15 protein-coding genes and 1 tRNA gene are annotated in these 19,826 nt (G+C 71.2%); 5 read left to right on the top strand and 11 right to left on the bottom strand.

The window, feature by feature from the left end; all coding sequences use genetic code 11:
* Positions 1–4: 4 nt before the first annotated feature.
* The 5 genes from ABEA15_RS07570 to ABEA15_RS07545 form a co-directional block, all read right to left on the bottom strand.
* Positions 5–2,320 (bottom strand): type IV secretory system conjugative DNA transfer family protein, encoded by a 2,316-nt coding sequence (locus ABEA15_RS07570; protein WP_345556024.1) that lies wholly within the window; start codon positions 2,318–2,320, stop codon positions 5–7.
* Positions 2,317–4,044, bottom strand: a complete 1,728-nt coding sequence (locus tag ABEA15_RS07565; protein ID WP_345556023.1) for a VirB4 family type IV secretion system protein — start codon at positions 4,042–4,044, stop codon at positions 2,317–2,319. Before ABEA15_RS07565 ends, ABEA15_RS07570 begins: the two co-directional genes overlap by 4 nt.
* Positions 4,045–4,137: 93 nt before the next feature.
* A complete protein-coding gene (locus ABEA15_RS07560) occupies positions 4,138–5,076 on the bottom strand; it encodes a PrgI family protein (RefSeq protein WP_345556022.1) in 939 nt (312 codons plus the stop codon).
* A 1,882-nt stretch (positions 5,077–6,958) separates the two neighbouring features.
* A complete protein-coding gene (locus ABEA15_RS07550) occupies positions 6,959–7,312 on the bottom strand; it encodes a pilin (RefSeq protein WP_345556020.1) in 354 nt (117 codons plus the stop codon).
* A gap of 164 nt (positions 7,313–7,476) precedes the next feature.
* A complete protein-coding gene (locus tag ABEA15_RS07545; protein ID WP_345556019.1) occupies positions 7,477–8,205 on the bottom strand; it encodes a hypothetical protein in 729 nt (242 codons plus the stop codon).
* 296 nt (positions 8,206–8,501) lie between these two features.
* On the opposite strand from ABEA15_RS07545, the gene ABEA15_RS07540 reads away from it, so the two are divergent.
* The 4 genes from ABEA15_RS07540 to ABEA15_RS07525 all read left to right on the top strand — a co-directional run bounded on the left by ABEA15_RS07540 (position 8,502) and on the right by ABEA15_RS07525 (position 12,147).
* Complete coding sequence (locus ABEA15_RS07540; protein ID WP_345556018.1) at positions 8,502–9,383, top strand: hypothetical protein; 882 nt, start codon at positions 8,502–8,504, stop codon at positions 9,381–9,383.
* A gap of 109 nt (positions 9,384–9,492) precedes the next feature.
* Entirely contained in the window at positions 9,493–9,948 is a 456-nt protein-coding gene (locus ABEA15_RS07535) for an XF1762 family protein (protein WP_345556017.1), read from the top strand.
* A gap of 574 nt (positions 9,949–10,522) precedes the next feature.
* The gene (locus ABEA15_RS07530; protein WP_345556016.1) at positions 10,523–10,729 is read left to right on the top strand and encodes a helix-turn-helix transcriptional regulator; all 207 of its coding nucleotides are present in this window, start codon (positions 10,523–10,525) and stop codon (positions 10,727–10,729) included.
* Positions 10,729–12,147, top strand: coding sequence for a tyrosine-type recombinase/integrase (locus ABEA15_RS07525; RefSeq protein ID WP_345556015.1), 1,419 nt, complete (start codon positions 10,729–10,731; stop codon positions 12,145–12,147). Before ABEA15_RS07530 ends, ABEA15_RS07525 begins: the two co-directional genes overlap by 1 nt.
* Before the next feature lie 959 nt (positions 12,148–13,106).
* Here ABEA15_RS07525 and ABEA15_RS07520 read toward each other — a convergent pair.
* Positions 13,107–13,179 (bottom strand) — tRNA-Arg (locus ABEA15_RS07520).
* A gap of 203 nt (positions 13,180–13,382) precedes the next feature.
* Positions 13,383–14,648, bottom strand: coding sequence for an aspartate aminotransferase family protein (locus tag ABEA15_RS07515; protein WP_345556014.1), 1,266 nt, complete (start codon positions 14,646–14,648; stop codon positions 13,383–13,385).
* 247 nt (positions 14,649–14,895) lie between these two features.
* On the opposite strand from ABEA15_RS07515, the gene ABEA15_RS07510 reads away from it, so the two are divergent.
* Entirely contained in the window at positions 14,896–16,365 is a 1,470-nt protein-coding gene (locus tag ABEA15_RS07510) for an NAD-dependent succinate-semialdehyde dehydrogenase (protein WP_425579369.1), read from the top strand.
* 305 nt (positions 16,366–16,670) lie between these two features.
* On the opposite strand, the gene ABEA15_RS07505 is transcribed toward ABEA15_RS07510, so the two are convergent.
* From ABEA15_RS07505 to ABEA15_RS07490, 4 genes are all read right to left on the bottom strand, one after another.
* Positions 16,671–17,369, bottom strand: a complete 699-nt coding sequence (locus ABEA15_RS07505) for a GntR family transcriptional regulator (protein ID WP_345556013.1) — start codon at positions 17,367–17,369, stop codon at positions 16,671–16,673.
* 78 nt (positions 17,370–17,447) lie between these two features.
* Positions 17,448–18,191, bottom strand: a complete 744-nt coding sequence (locus ABEA15_RS07500) for a maleate cis-trans isomerase family protein (RefSeq protein ID WP_345556012.1) — start codon at positions 18,189–18,191, stop codon at positions 17,448–17,450.
* Between the two features lie 47 nt (positions 18,192–18,238).
* Positions 18,239–19,129: a maleate cis-trans isomerase family protein gene (locus tag ABEA15_RS07495; RefSeq protein ID WP_345556011.1), complete on the bottom strand. Its 891-nt coding sequence runs from the start codon at positions 19,127–19,129 to the stop codon at positions 18,239–18,241.
* Positions 19,130–19,214: 85 nt separating this feature from the next.
* Positions 19,215–19,697, bottom strand: coding sequence for a DUF3830 family protein (locus ABEA15_RS07490; protein WP_344141491.1), 483 nt, complete (start codon positions 19,695–19,697; stop codon positions 19,215–19,217).
* Positions 19,698–19,826 lie beyond the last annotated feature (129 nt).

Below are 19,826 nucleotides of genomic sequence, written 5' to 3'. Positions count from 1 at the left end.
TCCTTCAGGAACGGGCGGGTGGGGCGTGGTTGGTGCGGGCGGCCTTGCGCACGGCGGTGGCCCGCCCGCGGATGGGTGCGGGCAGGGGTTGGGTGCGCAGGGTGAAGGCGGGGGTGAGCGCGCCGTGGGCGACCAGACGGGTGGCGGCCTGGAACCGCGCCAGGTGGCTCAAGTCGTGTTCGCCGAGTTCGGGGTGGACGTGGCGGGCCAGGGCGCGGGCGTCTTCGGGGGAGACGTCGAAGAAGATCTTGGAGCGGGCGTTGGTGGAGGTGGCCTCGCGTAGCTCGCGGGGGAGTTGGGCCAGGTCCTGGTGGGCGAGGGTGAGTCCGGCGCGGTAGGCGCGGGCTTCGGCGAGCATGTCGCCCAGCCCGTAGGGCAGGGTGAGGAAGTTCTGCGCCTCATCGAGGTAGATCGCCATGTCGCGCCGCTCGGACTCCCGTTGGGCGGCCCGGGCCAGCACCCCTTGCCATACCTGGGCCAGCACGAGCGAACCCAGCAGGGAGCTGGTGTCTTCGCCGAGCACGCCCTTGGGGAGGCGGGCGATGATGATCGCGTCCTTGTCGAGCACGCGGGCGAGGTTCAGGCTGTGGTGGGGGCGGGCGGCCAGCAGGTCGCGGGCGAAGTCGCGCAGCAGGACCGCGCGCAGCTTGTTCATCAACGGGGCGGTGGCGTGCGCCCGGGCCGGCTCGGACAGGCCCTCGTACCAGGACCAGAACCCGGCCAAAACGGAGGTGTCTTCGAGGTGGGCGGTGGCGCGGCGGCGAAAACTCGGCTGGTCGAGGAGCTTGGGGATGTTGGCCAAGCTCGCCTGGGGGGTTCCGGCGAGGGTGAGCACGGCCGAGCGCAGGATGTCGTCGGTGCGCGGCCCCCAGGAGTCGGCGAAGATGCGCTGGAACACCCCGGTGATGGTGTCGGCGGTACGCACCGGATCGGTGCCGGCCAGCACGTTGAGGGCGGGCGGCGAGGCGTCGTCGTCGGGATCGATCAGCACGACCCGGCCCATCGCCTCCTCGGGGATGCGGGGCAGCAGCAGGTCGGACTCGCCCTTGGGTTCGATCATCACCAGCCCGCGGCCTTTGGCGATGTCGTCCAGGGCCATGTTCATCAGCAGGGTGGTTTTGCCGGTGCCGGTTCCGCCGATGATGTGGGTGTGCTGGCGTGCATCGGCGGCGTGTTGGGCGATGGTGCGCCGCTCGGACTGTTCCGCCGTGCCCAGCAGCCTCGCCTGCGGGGCGTCGGCGGCGACCTGGGGCGGGGGCGGAACCGGGCGGGCCGGGGCGCGCTGCAGCCCCGGCACGGTCTCATCGAGGGGCAGGTGCGCCACGGCCGCCAGTTCGGCGGCGGTGAGTAGGTCGCCGGAGCTCATGTAGCGCACCTGGGTGCGCCACCGGGGGAGTAGCAGCATGCGGCGGCGGTGGTAGTAGTTGTGGCCGCTGAAGACCGCGAACGCGGCGGCCAGCGCGTGGGAGCGGCCGCGGCGTCGCTGGTGCGCCTCCTCGTCTTGGCCGGGCGAGGTGATGAGGTAGCGGATGTGGGTTTCCAGCCGGGGCTGGGTGGCTTTGTGCACGATCGCGCGGATCTCGCTGGAGGCCTCCGGCGAGGGCCCGTGCCGGCGGGGCCGGTGGCCGGGGGCGAAGGGGTCGGCGGTCTCGGGAGTGGTCTGGCGCAGGCGGTGGGCGGCGCGGCCTGCGCGGCGCAGCCGGGCCCCGGTGATGGGGCGCACCGCGATCTGCACCAGGATCTGCTCATGCTCAATGAGGTCGCCGGCCGCGCCGATCAGGGCGCGCACCGGGTCTTCGTCGTAGCTGGTCTCGATGGGGTAGTGGTCGGGGCGGGCCAGCCGGACCCGGCCGCCCCGCACGTGCTGGTCGGCTTCGGGTGGGCGGACGGGGCGGGTGGTGGCCGCGGCACCGGGCCAGGAGGACGTGATGGCGCGTTCGACCAGGCCGGGCGGGGTGGGGCCGGGTACCCACATGCGGATGCCCAATCCGGTGGTGGTCATGGCGTATTCCCACACCACGTGGGGCTGGCCCAACAGCAGCCGTTTCCAGGCGGGGCGCAGGGTGCCCAGCATCTGGCGCCACAGGTGCACCGCCCCGGAGAGATCGCTCTCGGGCGGCGGCAGGATCTCGATGAGGCGGGCATCGCGGGCCCAGCGGTGGTGCCGCATCAAGGAGGCGGCGGTGCGCGCGGCCAGCAGGGCGGCGACGATCACCAGCGCCGCGGTTAGGAGATACCACCCATAGGTGGTGATCAGGAAGAACAGGAACTCGGCGAGTGCGGTGGGCAGGCGGCCCAGTTCGGTGAGACGGGGGGTCACAGCAGGTCGTCCTCCTCGGCGGTGTCGGTGTCCAGACCGGTGGAGTCGTCGGGATTTCGGGCGGAGTCGTCGGGATTCGTGAACTGCTCGGCTGGGTTTGTTGTGACCAAGGCGTGTTCGGTGTCGCTGGCCACCACCTGGAAGGCCACCCGGCGCTGTCCGCTGCACAGCAGCGCATCTCCAGGTGAGGCGGTGAGCAGGTGCTGGCGCTCGCCGTCGGACAGCGCGAAGGAGTCGGCGATCTGGTCGATGGCCTGGGGCGCCTGGCGCATCAGGACCTGCGTTGCGCTGTTGGCGACGACGGCTTTGCCCAGCTCGGAGCCGAGTACGTCGGCGGCGTCCTGGGTGGCCACCGTCAACCCGACCCAGCGTTTGCGGGCGGCCTTGGCCAGGCGGAACAGGAACTTCGCGCCCTCGGGCTCGGCCATGAGCAGCCAGCCCTCATCCACCAGCACCATGCGGGGGTGATCGGGGGCGGCATCGGCGACGCCGCGCCAGATCGCATCCAGCGCCAACAGCGTGCCCACCGCCTTCAGTTCGTCCGGCAACGCGCGCAGCGACCAGGACACGAGATGGCCGGAAGGCCGCCGGGTGGAAGGAGCGCGAAAAAGCTCGTTGTAGGAGCCCGTGGTGTAGGGCGCGAGCTGGACGGCGAGGTCTCGGCCGTGCTCGTCGCCCTCGTTCTCCAGGGTGGCGACCAGATCGGCCAGCAGCGGCGCGGGACGGTTCCAGGTGCGCTCGTCGGCGGTGATGCCCGCGGCCCGGTAGGTGGCGATCAGCGCCTGGTCCAGGGCGGCGCGCTGGCGCGGGCCCAGGGGACCGCCGAGCATGACCGCCAGCAGGGTGTGCAGGAACAACGCCCGCCGACTCAGGGCGTCGCGGGTTGCCGTTCGGTCGAGAGCGAGGTCGAGGGGGTTGAGGTGCACCCCGGGTTCGCCCAGGCGGATGGTGGTGCCGCCGACTGCGTCGGTCAGGCGGGTGTATTCGTCCTCGGGGTCGATGACCGCGGCCGTGACGCCGGCGTACATGCTGCGCAGCAGATCGAGTTTGCAGAAGTAGGACTTGCCGGCGCCGGAGCGGGCCAACACGACGGTGTTGTAGGTGTCCAGCGCCCACCGGTCCCAGACCACCACACCGGAGGAGTCGGCGTTGAGGCCGTAGAGGACGGCGGTGGGCGAGGTCTCGACCGCCACGTCGGGGGAGGCGAACGGGTAGGCCGCCGAGAGCGCGTGGGTGTCCATGCTGCGGCGCTGGCCCAATAGATCCACGCCCGCCGGCAGCGCCGTGACCCACCCCTGGAGTTGGCGGTAGGAAGCGGGGCGGGCGTCGATCAGCATGGAGGAGGCCAGCGACTGGACGTGGCCGACCTCCTCCTCCAACTCTTCCTCGGAGGCGGCGTGGACGGTGACCGACAACCCGACGCGAAACAGCTTGCCGTCCCCGCGGGCCAGGGAGGCGGCCATGTCGCGGGCGTCGGCGGCGGCCACTTCGGACTCGAAGTCCTCCAGCTTGCCCTGCTCGGCCCCGGTCTGGTTGGAGGATTCCAGCCGGGCCATCTGGCGGCGCAGCCGGTCGGCGGCCACCTTCGGCGGCACCGGTTCCACATGCAGGGACACATCTAGGCGGCCGGGGTAGGTCAGCAGCGGCTCCAGCCAGGCGTGGCCCACCTCGGCCGGATAGCCCGTGACGACGAAGGAGGCCGCGGCGCCCTCGCCCAGGAGCATGCGGCGCGGTCCGATCTCGACCTCAGCGTCAACGGGGCCCGACCTGGTCGCCGTCCGGTGCGCCCGCCGTGTTCGCAACAGTCGCCGCATGGCTTAGCCCTCCTCCTGCTGTTCGGTTTCAGGGCCGGCGATCACGGCATCGGGGGAGGCGAGATCCTCCGGGGCGACACCGCCGGTGCGGGTGGGGTCGGCCGCTGCGGCGAGCACCGCGGCAGCCGCGCCTCCGTCAAGGGGCGTGGCGGTGCTGCCGGCACCAGCCAGCGCCCGGGCGGCATCATCGGCCCGGCGCTTGAGCGTTGCCGCCTGCTGCCGGGCGGTGCCGGAGGTCTCCCGCAGCACCAGCAGCACCCGGCGATACAGCAGGGTGTGGGAGGCGGCCAGGTCGCTGAGGTAGTCGGCGTGTTCGCGGGCGGCCTGTTCCAGTGCCGGATGCGGCAAATCGGGTGCCGCGGCGTCGAGGGCGGCAACCAGGGGGTCCAGCCGTACCGATTCGGCCCGCACCAGGATCTGCACCGGGGTGGCGAGGGAGTTGAGGTAGGAGGCGAACCCGGCCACCAGGGCGGCGCGTTCTTCCTCGGTGCGCAGCCCGATGTTGACCGTCGAGCAGTCGAGGATGAGGGCGGCGCCGTGTTCGCCCAGGTCGATGGTGCCGTCGTCGCCGATTGCCGCCACCGGCAGCTCCAAGGGTGCGGGCAGCGGCCCCGGGTGGGCACTGATCCAGGAGGGCACCTCGGCGGCGGCAGGGGCGGTGGTCGAGCGCCGCTTGGGGGAGCGCAGGAAACCCACCGCGGCCACCAGGAGGCGGTCGAGGCTGAGTCCGTCGCGGCGTACCAGGGCGGCGGCCACCGCAGCGCCCATCACCGGCACCGCGAGGGCCCCCACCACCGGGAGCGCAACGAGATCGCCCACCGCGCTCCACAGGCCCCATAGGGCCAGGGCGGGGGTGGCGATGATCAGCAGTTGGCGCGCGGTCAGGTTGGCCAGCAGGGTGTCCTCGCGCTCGATGTCGGCGGGCATGCGTGCACGCACCATCAGTCGTCTCCTGCTTCGTTGTTTGGGCGGCGGCTGGGGCGAGGGCGCGGGCGCACCGGGCGCGACCGGCGCCCCCGCGGCGGTTGCTGCGGGGGGAGGCGGACGTTTTCGGGGCGAATCGGCCGATAGCGGTCCGGATCAGGCGGCGGGTGCGGGCCGGGCGGGCGGGGCCGGTGGGCGCGGATCCCGCCGGAGTACGCCCGTCCTGGGCCGGCCGATGCCGATCCCGGGCCTTGCCGGGGGCCGCGCCCGTCGGTGGTCGTGTCGCCAGGGCCCGAGCCCGGACCGGCCCCGGGCCGGCTTCCTCCGGCAGTTCCGCCGGCCTCGGAGGAGCGTGCAGGGGAAGCGCCTGGGCCGCCGCGGGGACGGTTCTGTTGCCGGCCGTTGCCGCCGGGCGGGTGGACGGTGCCGCGCAGCGGCCCCGCCGCATTGCCCGTGCCGCTGCGACGGCGCGCGCCGCCGGTGCTTGCCGCCCCGCCCGGCTGAGCTTGGGTGCCTCTACCACCCGGGGCGCCCGCGGGGCGAGAGGAGCCGCTCTGGGCGCCGGATCCGCCTGAGGCAGCACGCCCACGCCCCGGGCCGCCCGCATTCGGATCGCCGCCTCCACCCCGGGGCGCGCCGCGGCCACGGAGTCCACTCCCGCCGCCGCCCCCGGCTGAGGCCCCGCCCCGCGCGGCGGCAACCGCCCGTCCGATGTTGCGAAATACCAGCAGGCTCACCGCAAGCTTGGCGCCCTTGACCACCGGCGAGGCTTGCAGGTTGAACACCTGCTTGAACGCCCAGTACGGAATGCGCACCAGCACATACAGGCAGCAGATCAACAGCGCCACATCGGCCAGGGAGCTCACGGTGCCGCCCGGATCGAGAGTCTGCATCTGCTCGCGGTTGAGGAATATGGTCACCGCGATGCGCAGCACCAGGGCCTGGGCCACCTGAATGATCAGCAGGGCCGACATCGCCCGCCACCACAGCCGGGAAGTCGGAGGCCAAGCGGTCTTAGGGAAGACAAAACAGGCAGTCAACTCCTTGGCTCACAGAACGACATGGCTACGATCCGACTTCAGCACGGCGAAGTACAGGAACACCGCCAAGAGGTTGGCCACCAGGAAGAGCAGCACGATGATGAACAGCTCGCCCTCGGGGTTGGCGATGATGCGCCCCACGGCCTGGGCCACGCTCTCGGGCGTGGCGGTGTCGCTGACCAGCCCCAGGGCGGCCCCGTTGCCGACATCGGCCATCAAGGAGCACAGGAACCAGCTCGCGTTGGCGCCGACGAAGCCCAGCAGCAGCCGCGGCAGGACCTCCTTGGCGCTGGCCGAGGTCTGCACGCTCGGGTTGGTCATCACCAGCACCCCGGCCACGGTCACCACGAGCACGTAGGTGGTGGCGACCACCCCGCGGGAAACCTCCCAGGCATCTTCGATTCCGGAAGTGGGCGGCGGGGTGTAGATCATGCCGACCGCGGCGGTGACCAGGCCGGCGTTGGCCATGTCGGTCACGGTCGAGACCAGCCAGGTGTTGACGGCCTCGTTGACCTTGCAGGCATAGTCGAACGCGCCGCACTCCCCACCCGCCGCAGGCGGGCCATCTTGTCTCTCGTCGCTCTCACCGTCGCCGCTGCTACCGGTGTCCTCGGGCGGTTCGGGCTCGGCTCCAGGTGCGGGCGAGGGGGCAGGCGAGTCCTCGGGAGGGGGAGACGGCGCTGGGGTCGGCGGTGGTTCCGGTTCGGTACCGGGGGCGGGCTCCGGCGGCGCCGGAGCGGCAACCGCGGCATCGGCCGGTGCCGCACCCACTGCCGGGGCCAGGGGCGCGGCAACCGGAGCCAGCACGATCAGTGCCACAGCGGCAACGGCGAATCCGACGCGGTAGCGGGTGCGCATCCTCAGTCCAGCCCGACGAAGCCGCGCAGGATCTCCACCAGGATCGGGGCGAGGATCGCCACCCCATAGCCCAAGGCGCTGTACTTGAGGGTGTCCTTGGCCTTGCTGACCTCGCCGGGATCCCCGCCGGCCAGCAGGTAGCGCAGCCCGCCGATGGTCAGCAGCAGCGTGGCCAGCGCCACCAGCAGGCCCACCAGCCAGTTGCGGATGTTGGTGATCACCTCACCCAGATCCGAGACCCCGGGCTGTTCGGCGCCTTGGGCCAGCGCCGGATCAACCGCGCCGAGCACGAACACAAGACCGACGAATACGCCGCACAGTGCGGCTCGCAACGAGTGGGTGTGTGGGATCGACATAACCCTCACCTCGAAAACAGTGATGTAAAAGCGCTGGGGAGGGGCAGGGGGTGCGCCGACTTCTCCTTTCGTCGACCGGATGCGGAAATCAGGGACGTGTGATGGCCGCGCCCCTGCCCCGTCGCAGCGAGGGTGGAAAAACCCCTCACTTGTAGATGCAGAATTCAGGCCCCGAAAGCGTCCACCGGATCGACGGATTTGTCCTCGCCCAGGGCGCGGACCAGGCGTGTGCGGGCGTGGGTGCGCCTGCGCCGCGCGGTCGTATAGCCCACCCCCAGTTCGTGGGCGACCGCAGTGAGTTGGCGGCCTTCCAGGTGGGTGCGCGCGATCAACTCGGCCTCCAGGTGCGTGAGCACGCCTTTGGTGATGGCTTCGGCCAGCACGCTCACCGGGCCGCGCGCACCGGGCGTCACCGCACGGCCGTGCGCCACCGCGGGGTGGGGATCGCCCTGGTGGGGCTGGTCGCGCAGGCAGCGGTAGCGGAACCGCTGTGCGGCCTTGCGCACCGCATAGACCAACCGCCCACACACCGCCCCCGGGGCCAGGTCCAGGACGCGGATCTCGTCCAGCAGGGCGCTGAGCATCTCGCCCTCCAGATCGGCCGCGTCCGGCCCCAGCCCTGCGCCCAGCCGCCGGCGGATGCCGTACAGGCCGGGCAGCGCAAGCCCGGCGGTGACCACCGCCCAGGCGGCTTCACCGCTGCGCGCCCGAGTGATCAGGCGCCGCCAGGCCTCGTCAGCGGTCTCGGTGGCGGCTCGGGGCAGCCAGTCCGCCAACTCGGCCGGCCCCATCGCCGGGCGGGGAGCATCGGAAATACCGCCGAGATCGAGCAGCGGGCCGCCGGGGGTGCGGGAAAGCGTGTCAAAGGAGCGGCGCAGAACGGAAAACGGCATTGGACTGGCCATGGTGAAAACTCCCTCGCGTTGTCGGGAGCCACCAGTCATACATAAGGCTGTTAGCCAAAAATGAGCACGATCTTCGCAACCGGGTGTGCGAAGAATCGGCGAAGATTCGGCTAATGAAAAGCACCCGTCCGCCCATCCCCAGCGCAGCCGCGCCGGCGAGTGCGGCGCGTCGAGTGTGCGTACGCACACCCATGATCAACTTCAAGAGCGGGGTGGACGCTCTGCGGGGATGAATTCTGCATCTACAAGTAGGACGTGTTTCTGGCCGCCGCCGACACCAACCCATGGCCCCACGTGATCCGCACCGGCCCGCACCCGCGCTGAAGCTGCTGTCGCTGGGGGCGGGCGTGCAGTCCAGCACCCTCCTGCTGCTCGCCGCCCACGGCGCCATCCCGACCTTCGACCACGCCCTGTTCGCCGACACCGGATGGGAACCCCCGGCCGTCTACCGGCACCTGGAGCGGCTCGAAGCCGTTGCCGCCGATGCCGGGATCCCCCTGCTGCGCGTTGCCGCCGGCAACATCCGCGACGACGCACTGAGCCCGGAGCACCGGTTCGCATCAATGCCGCTGTTCATCAAAGGCCCCAACGGCGAGCGCCGAATGGGCCGGCGCCAATGCACCAGCGAGTACAAGGTCCGCCCGCTCAAGCGCGAGGCCCGGCGCCTACTGGGCTATCCCCATCCGGCACGCGTCCCCACGGGGGTAACTGCCGAGCAGGCCATCGGCATCAGCGTCGACGAGGTCCACCGCGCCAAGGACGCCGACGTCGGCTATCTGCGCAACGTCTTCCCGCTGCTGGACATCGGCTGGACGCGCCGCGACTGCGCCGCCTTCCTCACCCTTCACGACCTCGGCGACACCCCCAAATCCGCCTGCATCGGGTGCCCGTTCCGCTCCAACGAGTCCTGGGCGGAGATGCGAGCCACCGATCCCGCCTCCTTCGAGGACGCCGTTACCTTCGATGCCGCCATCCGCCACGGCCCTCCGGGCGCTACTGCGAACGGCATGCCACTTCAGGGCACGGCCTACCTGCACCGCGACCGCATCCCCTTGGACCAGGTCGACTTCGGCATCGACACCGGGCCCGAGCCCGACGGGTGTTCCCCGTGGTCCTGCCGCGGTGATGAGGCTGGCTCCGGACCCGCAGGAGGAGGTGCCGCATGACCGCATCCGTCCTCGCTCTCGGCCCCGATCGTGAGCGCAGCCGCGCGCTACTGCGGGCCAGATGTCCGATCGGCCACTTGCTCAGTCCACGACGTGACGGAGGTGTGCGGTGAGCCTGCGCATCGTTCCTGTTTCCTTCCGCCAAGCCCGCGAATTCGTGTCGGCCTGGCACCGTCACCACCGGCCCCCGGTGGGCCACAAGTACAGCATCGGCGCCGCCGCCGAGGACGGCGCCCTGGTCGGGGTCGCGGTCATCGGGCGGCCCGTGGCGCGGATGCTCGATGACGGGGCCACGTTGGAAGTCGTGCGCGTGGCCACCGACGGCACCTTCAACGCGCCCAGCATGCTTTACGCCGCTGCCTGGCGGGCTGCCCGTGCCATGGGGTATCGCCGCCTGATCACCTACACCCAACAGGGTGAGAGCGGCGCGTCACTGCGTGCCGTGGGATGGCGGCCGGCCGCGGCATTGCCGCCGCGGCGCGGGTGGCAGCGCACCAACCGCCATCGGGCCGACCGCGGGGTGGACAACACCGCCCGCACCCGATGGGAGGTGCAGAACCCGTGACCGACTCCCGGCACTCCCGCCTTCCCACCGGCAGCTGCGGCGACGGTTCATCCGTGCCGCGGCAATCGCGCAATACCGGGGTTGGCCTGTCCTGCCGGTACAGCGGCAGCGGCACTGTCGTGGCAACGCGACCCTGCCGCGCGGGCGACTCCGCTTCCCCGCCAGCTACCGCCCACCGCACGATCGGCGACGGCACTACACAACCCCTCTCGGGCCACGAAGCGCCATCGCCTACGGTGGCGCGCTGCGCCCGTGTACAACGCCGCCGTATGGCTTGCAGGACAGACATCCCTCACCTATCCGAGCGCGGGTGCCAAACCCCTTCTGACAGCTCATACGGTGACAGCTCCGCAGCTCACGGGGCTTTCATCCCACGGGCACGTCGGTGGAGTTTGCTCCACCGCCTGTGCCTGGAGGACGCCCGGCGTGGCGATCACCCGGGGCACCGCCGACTATGCGCATCGCCGGAATCACCACCGTGCGAACCGGGCGCCGGACGTGTGGGGCGCCTCCCGGCCAGGACCATGCGTGACCACGCGCCTCCACTCCGCGGTCTCGTTCAGGGGGTGCGCAGGTGAACAACCGGACCCCGGCATCCGGCCCGCGCGGCTGGCTGACCGTCGACGAGATCTGCCGCGAACTCCACATCTCACGGTCCACCTTCAACACCTGGCGGGCCAAGGGTCGAGGGCCCCGCTGTCTGAAGCTGCCCAACGGCGCGCTGCGCATTCGGCGCGTCGATCTCGACCGCTGGCTGGAAACCTTGGAGGAGGCCCACTGATGGACGACACTTCCTACGACGTTCGGATCTGGAGAAAGTTCGAGGTCTACAAGGGCAAACGCAAGACCACCCACACCGTGCGCTGGAGCGTGGGCGGCAAGCGCTTCCGCGAACCGCACGCCACCGCGGCCCTGGCCGACGCGTTTCGATCCGACCTCGTCAACGCCACCAATAACGGCGAGGCGTTCCGCCTGAGCACCGGCCGCCCCGTCTCCTGGGCACAGGAGGAGGACGCGGTTCCCACCTGGTTTGCGTTCGTGTGCTCCTATGTCGATGAGCACTGGAGGGCGACCTCGGCCAAGCACCGCCAAGACCGCGCCCGCATCCTCACCGACGCCACCGAGGCGCTGTGGAGCAGCGAGGCCGGCAAACCCGACAGCGACCTGTTGCGTCTGGCCTTGCAGCGCCACGCCTTCAACACCGCCCACCGCAGCAGCCAACGCTCCGCCGACCTCGACCAAGCGCTGCAGTGGGCCGCAACGCACACCGTGCCCATGGACGCGCTCATGCACCCGCCGACGATGCGGGCCGTGCTCACCCGCATCACCAGTAAGAAGGACGGCACCAGAACCGCGCCCAGCAGCGCGGTCAAGGCAAAGCGGGTCCTCTCCCATGTCCTGGATTACGCCGTGGAGTGCGGTCATCTCCCCTCCAACCCCATTGCCCTGGTGAAGTGGAGCACTCCCGTGACCAACTCCCAGGTCGATCGCCACGCGGTGCCCAATCCGGCGCAGGCGCGGGCGCTGATCGATGTGATCGCCGGGCGTCAACCCAGCGGCCCGCGGCTGGAGGCGTTCTTCTCCACACTGTTTCTCGCGGCGCTGCGCCCCGAGGAGGCGGTGAACCTTACCTGGGCAGACGTTGTTCTGCCCTCGTTGAAGGGGGAGGAGGAAACGGAGCGATGGGAGGAGCCTGACGCTGGTGAGGACTGGGGCGAGATCATCGTGCGGGAGGTCGCCCCTGATGTCGGTCGGCGCTGGACCGACTCCGGGTATCACCGCGATCGGCGCCAACCGAAGGGACGACCGGAGGGGGCCACGAGGACGGTGCCCTCTCCTCCGCGGCTCACCCGGATCCTGCGGCGCCACCGCCAGGAGTTCGGCGACGGCCCTGGGGGACTGGTCTTCTTCGGTGTCCGGGGGCGCCAACTGGACACGGGCGTCTACCAGCGCGCCTGGGACAGGGCCCGCTCGCAGGCGCTGACTGCGGACCAGCAGAAGACGCCCCTGGCCCGGCGTCCCTACGACCTACGCCATGCTTGCGTGTCACTGTGGTTGAACCAGGCCACAAACCCGGCTCAGGTCGCCGAGTGGGCTGGTCACAGCGTCCATATGCTGTTGAAGGTCTACGCCCGCTGCATTGATGGCCGCGCCGAAGTCGACAAGCGCCAGGCCGCGAAGGGGTTTGACGGCTTTTAGCTCTGGCGACGCATCGGATCTGAAGCTGGCTGGTCAGGCACGCGGATGGGAAAGGTGAGCTGCCCGAACGACGGGAACCGTGCGCGCCTGCTTTAGCCCCAGGCCCACCCCCTCGGGGGCGAGTAACCACGCCGGCGGTCCTCGTCCGAGTACGACAGCGCCTCGCGGCGAGGTCATCATGCCCGACGCGGACAGCCGATCGAGGGCCGAGAGTGAGCGATGGAAGCGCCTCAGTCGGTATGCTGGGCCGAGCGCTTACTTCATCGCCCTGGGCCAGAACCTAGGCTCAGGGCCCCACAACTGAGCTAGGCCTGTGGATCCCGGTGCGCCAGGCAACGAGCGCCGCCTAACTGATCTCGGGAACCACAGTCTTGCCAAGGTTGTGGTTTGTCATGTCTGGACTCGTTCAGGCTGCTTTCGATGCCGGGGCGCCCTACGCCGCGCTCGTGCTTATCGCACTCGCAGCAATCCAGGTCGGCCGTCTGGCGGTCCGACTGGTCGTGGGCCTCGTCGCCCTCATACGAGCCGAGCGCTCCGACATACCCGCAGTGGTGAGAGCACTGGCTGCGTGGGACCGTAGATCATCACGCAGATGACCTTTGGACAAGCCTTCCGCCGCTCGCACCGCGTGGCAGTCCGATCATCGCCGGGAGCCCTACCGGACCGGCCAGATCGCTGAGTTGGCCGGGCCCAGCACCGACACGGTGCTGAAGAGCGCCCGCTGGCCTCGGTGGCCGCGTTGGGGCGGTTCAGTGCCACGAGGGAAAGAGCTTCGAAGATTTTTTGGCGGTGCCGAGTGTGCACGCTGCGTGCGCACTCGGCACTCAGAACTTCAGCACACATTCAGCACAGACAGCAGTAGCCAACCGGCTCCGGTCGCATACAGCCGTACACAACGACGAAGGCCCTGAGCCGGATTTTCCCTGCTCAGGGCCTTCGTTCAGGTCTGTGACCTGCGGCGCGCTCGGGAGGATTCGAACCCCCAACCTTCTGATCCGTAGTCAGATGCTCTATCCATTGAGCTACGAGCGCTGATTCGGTTGTGTGTCCTCCGCCCGGGGTCCCCGGGGGGCTCCCTGCGGAAGACGTGTATGACTCTACCACGGGGAACGGAGCGGTTTCGCCGGATTATCCGCCGGCGGCGGGGGCGTGTGAGGGACGTCCCATGGGGGCCTCCGCCGACCGGGGTGACCCGGCGGAGGCCCCCATGGGGGGCTGGTTCGTCAGGCCGTCCGTCAGGCCGTGGCCTCCTTCACCGCCTGGGACCACAGGTCGACGGCCTGGTCGATCTGGTCGGCGGTGACGATGAGCGGCGGGATCATGCGGACCACGTTGCCGTGCGGGCCGCAGGTGAGCAGGAGCAGGCCCTTCTCGGCCGCGGCTTTGTGGGCGCGGGTGGCGGTCGCGGTGTCCGGGGAGCCGTCGGGGGCGGTGAACTCGTTGCCGACCATCAGGCCCGGGCCGCGCACGTCGCCGATCACGTCGTGGTCGGCGGCCACGCCCGCCAGGCCGCGCGTGAGGCGTACGCCCATCTCGGCGGCGTTGGCGACGAGGCCCTCGTCCTCGATGACGTCGAGGGTGGCCAGCGCCGCCGCGCACGAGACCGCGTTGCCGCCGTAGGTGCCGCCCTGCGACCCCGGCCAGGCCTTCTCCATCAGCTCGTGCGGCGCGGCGATCCCCGACAGCGGGAAGCCGCTGGCCAGGCCCTTGGCGATGATGGTGATGTCGGGGCGGATGCCCGCGTGCTCGTGGCCCCAGAAGGCGCCGGTGCGCCCGAAGCCCGTCTGCACCTCGTCGACGACGAGCAGGATGCCGTGCTGGTCGGCCCGCTCGCGCAGCCCCCGCAGGAAGGCCGCCGGCGCCGGGACGTAGCCGCCCTCGCCCAGCACGGGCTCGACGAAGACCGCCGCGGTGTCCTTCGGCGCGCTGACCGTGGCCAGCTGGTAGTCCAGCTCGCGCAGGGCGTACTCCGTGGCCTCCTCCTCGCTCATCCCCAGCCGGTAGGCGTAGGGGAACGGGAGGACCACGACGCCCGGCATCAGCGGTCCGATGCCCGCGCGGATCTTGGTGCCGGAGGTGGTCAGCGACGCCGCCGCCATGGTGCGCCCGTGGAAGCCGCCCTGGAAGACGATCGCGTTCTGCCGGCCGGTGGCCTGGCGCGCCAGCCGCAGCGCCGCCTCGACGGCCTCGCTGCCGGAGTTGACGTAGAAGAGCCGGTCGAGGCCGTCGGGCAGCACCCCGCCCAGCCGCTCGGTGAGCTGGAGGAGGGGCCGGTGCATGACCGTGGTGTACTGGCCGTGCACGAGCGTGGCGACCTGGCGCTGCGCGGCCTCGACGACGCGGGGATGGCAGTGGCCGGTGCTGGTGACACCGATGCCGGCGGTGAAGTCGAGATAGCGGCGGTCGTCCTCGTCGTAGATGTAGACACCTTCGCCCCGCGCCGCCAGCACAGGTGTGGCCTGCTTGAGCAGGGGGGAGAGCGCGGCCGACGGCTCAGCCATCATCAGACCTCTTCCGTAGGATTGTTGACAATCGACAGAGCTATGGAATCATCCCACATGAGGCGGTGTCCAGGTCCGTGCCTACCCCCGCGCGGATCCGGGCATCGCCGCCGGAACGAACACACCGACGGCGGCGGTTAGCCCGCGCTCGCCGCTGGGAAGGCGTCACCCGAGGTATTCGCCGCGGCGCCTTCGCACGTGCGGCGAACGCACCGTTACCCACCAGCCCAGAAGGGGATGTAGCGCAATGACCTTGGCCGAACGGGAGACGCAGGTCGTCGAGCGCGTGCCCAAGCAGCTCTTCGTCGGCGGCACGTGGCGCGAGGCGCGCAGCGGAGCGGTGTTCAAGGTCGAGGACCCCTCCACGGGGTCCGTGCTGTGCGAGGTCGCCGACGCCGGAACCGAGGACGGCTTCGCCGCTCTGGACGCCGCCGTCGCCGCCCAGCCCTCGTGGGCCAAGCACGCCCCCCGCGAGCGGGGCGAGATCCTGCGGCGCGCCTACGAGCTGCTCATGCAGCGCCAGGACGACCTCGCGCTACTGATGACCCTGGAGATGGGCAAGCCCTTCGCCGAGGCCAAGGGCGAGATCGCCTACGCCGCCGACTTCCTGCGCTGGTTCTCCGAGGAGGCCGTGCGCATCGAGGGCGGCTACTCCATCTCGCCCAACGGCCAGGCGCGCTTCCTGGTCATGCGCCAGCCGGTGGGACCGTCCATGCTGATCACGCCGTGGAACTTCCCCATGGCCATGGGCACGCGCAAGATCGGCCCGGCCATCGCCGCCGGCTGCACCATGATCCTCAAGCCCGCTCAGCAGACGCCCCTGTCCGCGCTCGCGCTGGCCGACATCCTGCGCGAGGCCGGGCTGCCCGAGGGCGTGCTCAGCGTGCTGCCCACCTCCGACGCGGGCGGGGTCACCGAGCCGCTGCTGCGCGACGGCCGCATCCGCAAGGTCTCCTTCACCGGCTCCACCGGAGTGGGCCGCAAGCTGCTGGAGCAGAGCGCCGAGCAGGTCCTGCGCACCTCCATGGAGCTCGGCGGCAACGCCCCGTTCCTGGTCTTCGACGACGCCGACATCGACGCCGCCGTCGAGGGCGCCATGCAGGCCAAGATGCGCAACATCGGCGAGGCCTGCACCGCGGCCAACCGCCTCTACGTGCAGTCGGGTGTCGCCACGGAGTTCGCCCGCAGGCTCAGCGAGCGCATGGGCGCCCTCAAGCTCGGCCGCGGCACCGAGGACGGCGTCCAGGTCGGCCCGCTGATCGACGCCAAGGCCCGCGAGAAGGTGCAGAGCCTCGTCGACGACGCCGTGGGCCGCGGCGCCCGCGTGCTCGTGGGGGGCTCCGCCGGCGACGGCGACGGCTACTTCTACCGTCCCACGGTGCTGGCCGACGTGCCCCAGTCCAGCGAGCTCTCCACCACGGAGATCTTCGGCCCGGTGGCCCCGATCATCTCGTTCGACACCGAGGACGAGGCGCTGGCGGCCGCCAACGACACCGAGTACGGCCTGGTCAGCTACCTCTACACGCGCGACCTCAACCGCGCCCTGCGGGTTTCGGAGGCCCTGGAGACCGGCATGGTCGGGCTGAACCAGGGCATCGTCTCCAACCCCGCGGCGCCCTTCGGCGGCGTCAAGCACTCCGGCCTCGGCCGCGAGGGCGGGACCGTGGGCATCGAGGAGTTCCTGGAGACCAAGTACATCGGGGTCGGCGGCGTGTAGCCGCGGGCCGGAGCGAGCCGGATACGGCAGGGGGACGTCCGCAGCGTCGTGCGGGCGCCCCCTTTTTCAGCGCCTCTCGGCCGCCAGGCGGTCGGTCCGCTTCTGCGTGCAGGTCGCCAGGTCGCCAGGTCGTGGGCGAGGCGGAGCCGTCCCGTGCGGACCGGGGGTGCACGGCGCTCGCGCGTGCTCCGTCGCTGCCGCAACGGCGGCCCAGCGGCCGGCGGCCCGGCGGACCGGCAGTCACCGGTCCGCCGCTCCCTCCGGCCGCGGGCCCGCCGGCGACCGGCAGACCCGCGGCCGGGCGCTCAGTCGCCGGCCGCCGGGGCGCCGCCCACCCGTGAACGGCCGGTCGTGTTGATGCGATCGACGGTGTCGAGCATGTGCGACTCGATGAGCCGGAGCAGCCGCTTCTCGTCGCCCTCGGTTATGGCGTCCAGCAGCTTCTGGTGCTCGTCGACGAGCTCGGCGGCCTCGGGGTAGACGTCCTGCATCACCGTCAGGCACATGCGGGTCTCCACCAGCAGGGTCTGCGCCATGCGCTCCAGCCGCCGGTTGCCCGAGCAGCTCACCAGGGTCTGGTGGAAGGCCTGGTCGGCGTCGCTCATCTCGGTGCGGTCGCCGGTCTCGGCGGCCTCGACCAGGCGGTCCAGCGAGGCGGTCAGGCGCGCCAGCGCCTCGCCCCGGTTGCCGCGCATGATCAGCTCGCAGGAGGCGCGCTCCACCGCGAGGCGCGCCACGTAGATGTCGCGGACGTCTTCGGCTTCGAGCTCGCGGACGAACAGGCCGCGGTGGCGTTCGCTGCGCAGCAGGCCCTCCTGCACCAGCCGCTGCATCGCTTCGCGCAAGGGGCCGCGGCTCACCCCCAGTTGCGCCGCGAGGTCCGTCTCGCCCAGCTGGTCGCCGGGCGCCAGGTGGCCGTACATGATCGCCGAGCGGAGCTGGTCGGCGATCAGCGCGGCGGTGGACCTCCGCGGCACGGGTTCGAGCCCGCTGTGGGAGTTCATGGCATCCGTACTCCTCTCGTCCTCACGCGCCGTCGTTCGACGGGTGCCCGCTGCGGCGCCGCGGCGGGCACCCGGCTGTCAGCGTTCGGCCGCGGCGGCTGTCCCGGCCCCTGCGCGGAACAGCGTGCCGAGCCCGTCGCGGGGTGCGGCGGCGCCCGCCAGGCGCAGCCCCTCCCACACGCTGACCTGGTTGGCGGTCAGCACGGTCTTGCCCAGCCGCTCCTCCAGGGTGTCCAGGATCGCCGCGCTGTGCAGCGCGGTGTCGGGCACCAGGACGGCCTCGGCCTCGGGGTGGTCGCCCGCCGCGACCCAGTCCAGCACGTCGCCGGCCTCCAGGGTGCCGACCTCGGCGGCGGTGACGATCCCCCGCCCCGCCCACGCGACGACCTCGATCCCGGCGGCGCCGAGGAACTCCACGAAGCGCTCGGCGACGTCCTCCGGGTAGCTGGCGGCAATGGCCACACGGCCGATGCCCAGCGTGGTCAGCGCGTTGACGAACGCGAACGACGTGCTGGACGACGGCGCGCCCGCCTCGTCGCCCACGGCGTCGGCCTGGGCGCGGGCGCCCTCCCAGCCGAAGACGAAGCTCCCGCTGGTGCAGGCCCACACGGCGGCGTCGACGCCGCGCGCCCGCAGCTCGCGCGCGCCCTCGCCGAGGACGTCGGAGCCGCCCACGTCCAGCAGCGCGTCGACCCGGTGGGCGTCCTCGCGCATCAGGGTGTGCACGAGGTGCAGGCGGACGTCGCCGCCCAGCAGTTCCTCGAACACCGGGTAGTCGTCCTCGGCGCTGTAGCCGGGGTAGAGGAACCCGACACGTGCCATCTGGCTACACCTGCCCTTCCGGGGCTCGCTGTGGTTGGGACCGGCCGTCACGCGGCGGTGCTGCGGGCGGTTGCGTCGACGAGGTGCTGGCCGTGGGCCACCGGCTGCCGGCCCATGGCCTGCAGCGCGGCCCACATGGTGACCTGGTTGGCGGCGATCACCGGCTTGCCGAGCATGCGCTCGAGCGGCGCGATGATGTCGTAGGTGAGCACGTTCGTGCAGCTGATGAACACGGCTTCGGCGTCGGGCCGGTCGGCGTCGCGTACCGCCTGGACGACCTCGGAGTAGGTGGTCTTCCAGATGTGGCCCAGCAGGCCCAGGCCGACGCTGGAGGCGGGCTCGACCCCGTGCTCGGACAGGAAGTCCAGCAGCCGCTCGGTGACGCTGTCGACGTAGGGTGTGACGACCGCGATGCGGCGCACGTCCAGCGCCTCCAGCGCCTGGATCGTCGCCCCGGAGGTGGTGACCGCAGCGGGCGCGCCCGCGTCCAGGATGCTCTGGCGCAGGCGCTGCTGGCCCTCGGCGCCGTGCACGAAGCTGCCCGAGGCGCACGCGTAGCCGACGACCAGCGGTTCGGGGGCCAGCAGGTTGCGGGTCGCCCGCGCCACGTCGTCGCCGTCGCTCAGCGCCGAGGCCTGGTCGACGGTCACCGGTACCGGCACGAACGGCAGCCGCGTGACGTAGAGCGATACGTCGTCGGGCGCCCAGCGCCACAGCTCGCGGTCCAGCGCGAAGTCGTAGGGGGCCACGATGCCCACGCCGGACTGCCACGGGGTCTCGGCCAGGGCGGAGAGCTCCACCACGTCGGCGGAGCCCGCAGGCGTGGCCCCGTTCGCGTCCGTGCCGGGGTCGGGGGCGGTCTCAGGGTGCTTGAGGAGGACCCGCTCTTCCTGTTCGTCGCCGCTCACCGGTTCTCCGGCGTTCCGATCGGTCCGCATTGGTCACTCACCTCCTTCTCTGCGTGTTATCGGTTTCGGGGCCGCGGGTGTGCGGCCCCCGGGGGAGGCGCGGGAGCGCTGTCAGCTAGTCCTCCAGCCGCCGGTAGGTGAGGCGCTCTCCGATCGCGCCGGAGCGCCAGACGTCGTGGCAGGCCTCGGCCATGGGGCCCAGGCCCTCGACGATGCTGGCGTAGACGTTGCCCGGCACCCAGCCGACGTCGCCGTTGAGCAGCAGGTTGTTGCGGCCGTAGAAGATGGCGAGGTCGATGACCCCGGGCAGGTGGTCGATGCCCTTCTCCTCCTTGAAGCGGCGGTCGAGCATGCCGCCGGGGAAGGAGAAGTAGACGACGTCGCCGGGGATGGGGGTGACCGTGGGGTTCTCCTGGCCCGGTTCCTCGGCGGCGAACCGGGGGACCATGGCGTAGACCTCGTTGCGGGCGTACTTGGCGTGGTAGATGTCGCTGCCCTGGGGGAGCGCGTCCCACACCGCGTCGCAGGTGCGCGGGGCGTCCTTCTCGAGCAGCTCGGCCACGCAGGAGACGCCGCGCTTCTCCAGGCTGATGGTCATGTACCTGGGCATCGTCGGTTGGGCCTTTCTAACTGGGCACCGTGACGCACCGCCGAGGACACGGGTCGGGCGTTCCCGGGCGGGAGACGGGATGAGGCCGGGGCCGGCCGGCTCGGGAGGCCGGGTGCG

This window comes from Streptomonospora halophila (assembly GCF_039542725.1).
Taxonomy (GTDB): domain Bacteria; phylum Actinomycetota; class Actinomycetes; order Streptosporangiales; family Streptosporangiaceae; genus Streptomonospora; species Streptomonospora halophila.
Note: the sequence above shows the minus strand (reverse complement) of the source record. Positions and strands in the feature narration are given on the sequence as shown.

Excerpts from the sequence above, each read along its gene's own strand:
- ABEA15_RS07565 (WP_345556023.1), bottom strand. The coding sequence starts at position 4,044 with ATGCTCCTGGGCGAGGGCGCCGCGGCCTCCTTCGTCGTCACGGGCTAT.
- ABEA15_RS07560 (WP_345556022.1), bottom strand. The coding sequence starts at position 5,076 with ATGGTGCGTGCACGCATGCCCGCCGACATCGAGCGCGAGGACACCCTG.
- ABEA15_RS07550 (WP_345556020.1), bottom strand. The coding sequence starts at position 7,312 with ATGTCGATCCCACACACCCACTCGTTGCGAGCCGCACTGTGCGGCGTA.
- ABEA15_RS07545 (WP_345556019.1), bottom strand. The coding sequence starts at position 8,205 with ATGCCGTTTTCCGTTCTGCGCCGCTCCTTTGACACGCTTTCCCGCACC.
- ABEA15_RS07540 (WP_345556018.1), top strand. The coding sequence starts at position 8,502 with ATGGCCCCACGTGATCCGCACCGGCCCGCACCCGCGCTGAAGCTGCTG.
- ABEA15_RS07525 (WP_345556015.1), top strand. The coding sequence starts at position 10,729 with ATGGACGACACTTCCTACGACGTTCGGATCTGGAGAAAGTTCGAGGTC.
- ABEA15_RS07515 (WP_345556014.1), bottom strand. The coding sequence starts at position 14,648 with ATGGCTGAGCCGTCGGCCGCGCTCTCCCCCCTGCTCAAGCAGGCCACA.
- ABEA15_RS07510 (WP_425579369.1), top strand. The coding sequence starts at position 14,896 with ATGACCTTGGCCGAACGGGAGACGCAGGTCGTCGAGCGCGTGCCCAAG.
- ABEA15_RS07505 (WP_345556013.1), bottom strand. The coding sequence starts at position 17,369 with ATGAACTCCCACAGCGGGCTCGAACCCGTGCCGCGGAGGTCCACCGCC.
- ABEA15_RS07500 (WP_345556012.1), bottom strand. The coding sequence starts at position 18,191 with ATGGCACGTGTCGGGTTCCTCTACCCCGGCTACAGCGCCGAGGACGAC.
- ABEA15_RS07495 (WP_345556011.1), bottom strand. The coding sequence starts at position 19,129 with ATGCGGACCGATCGGAACGCCGGAGAACCGGTGAGCGGCGACGAACAG.
- ABEA15_RS07490 (WP_344141491.1), bottom strand. The coding sequence starts at position 19,697 with ATGACCATCAGCCTGGAGAAGCGCGGCGTCTCCTGCGTGGCCGAGCTG.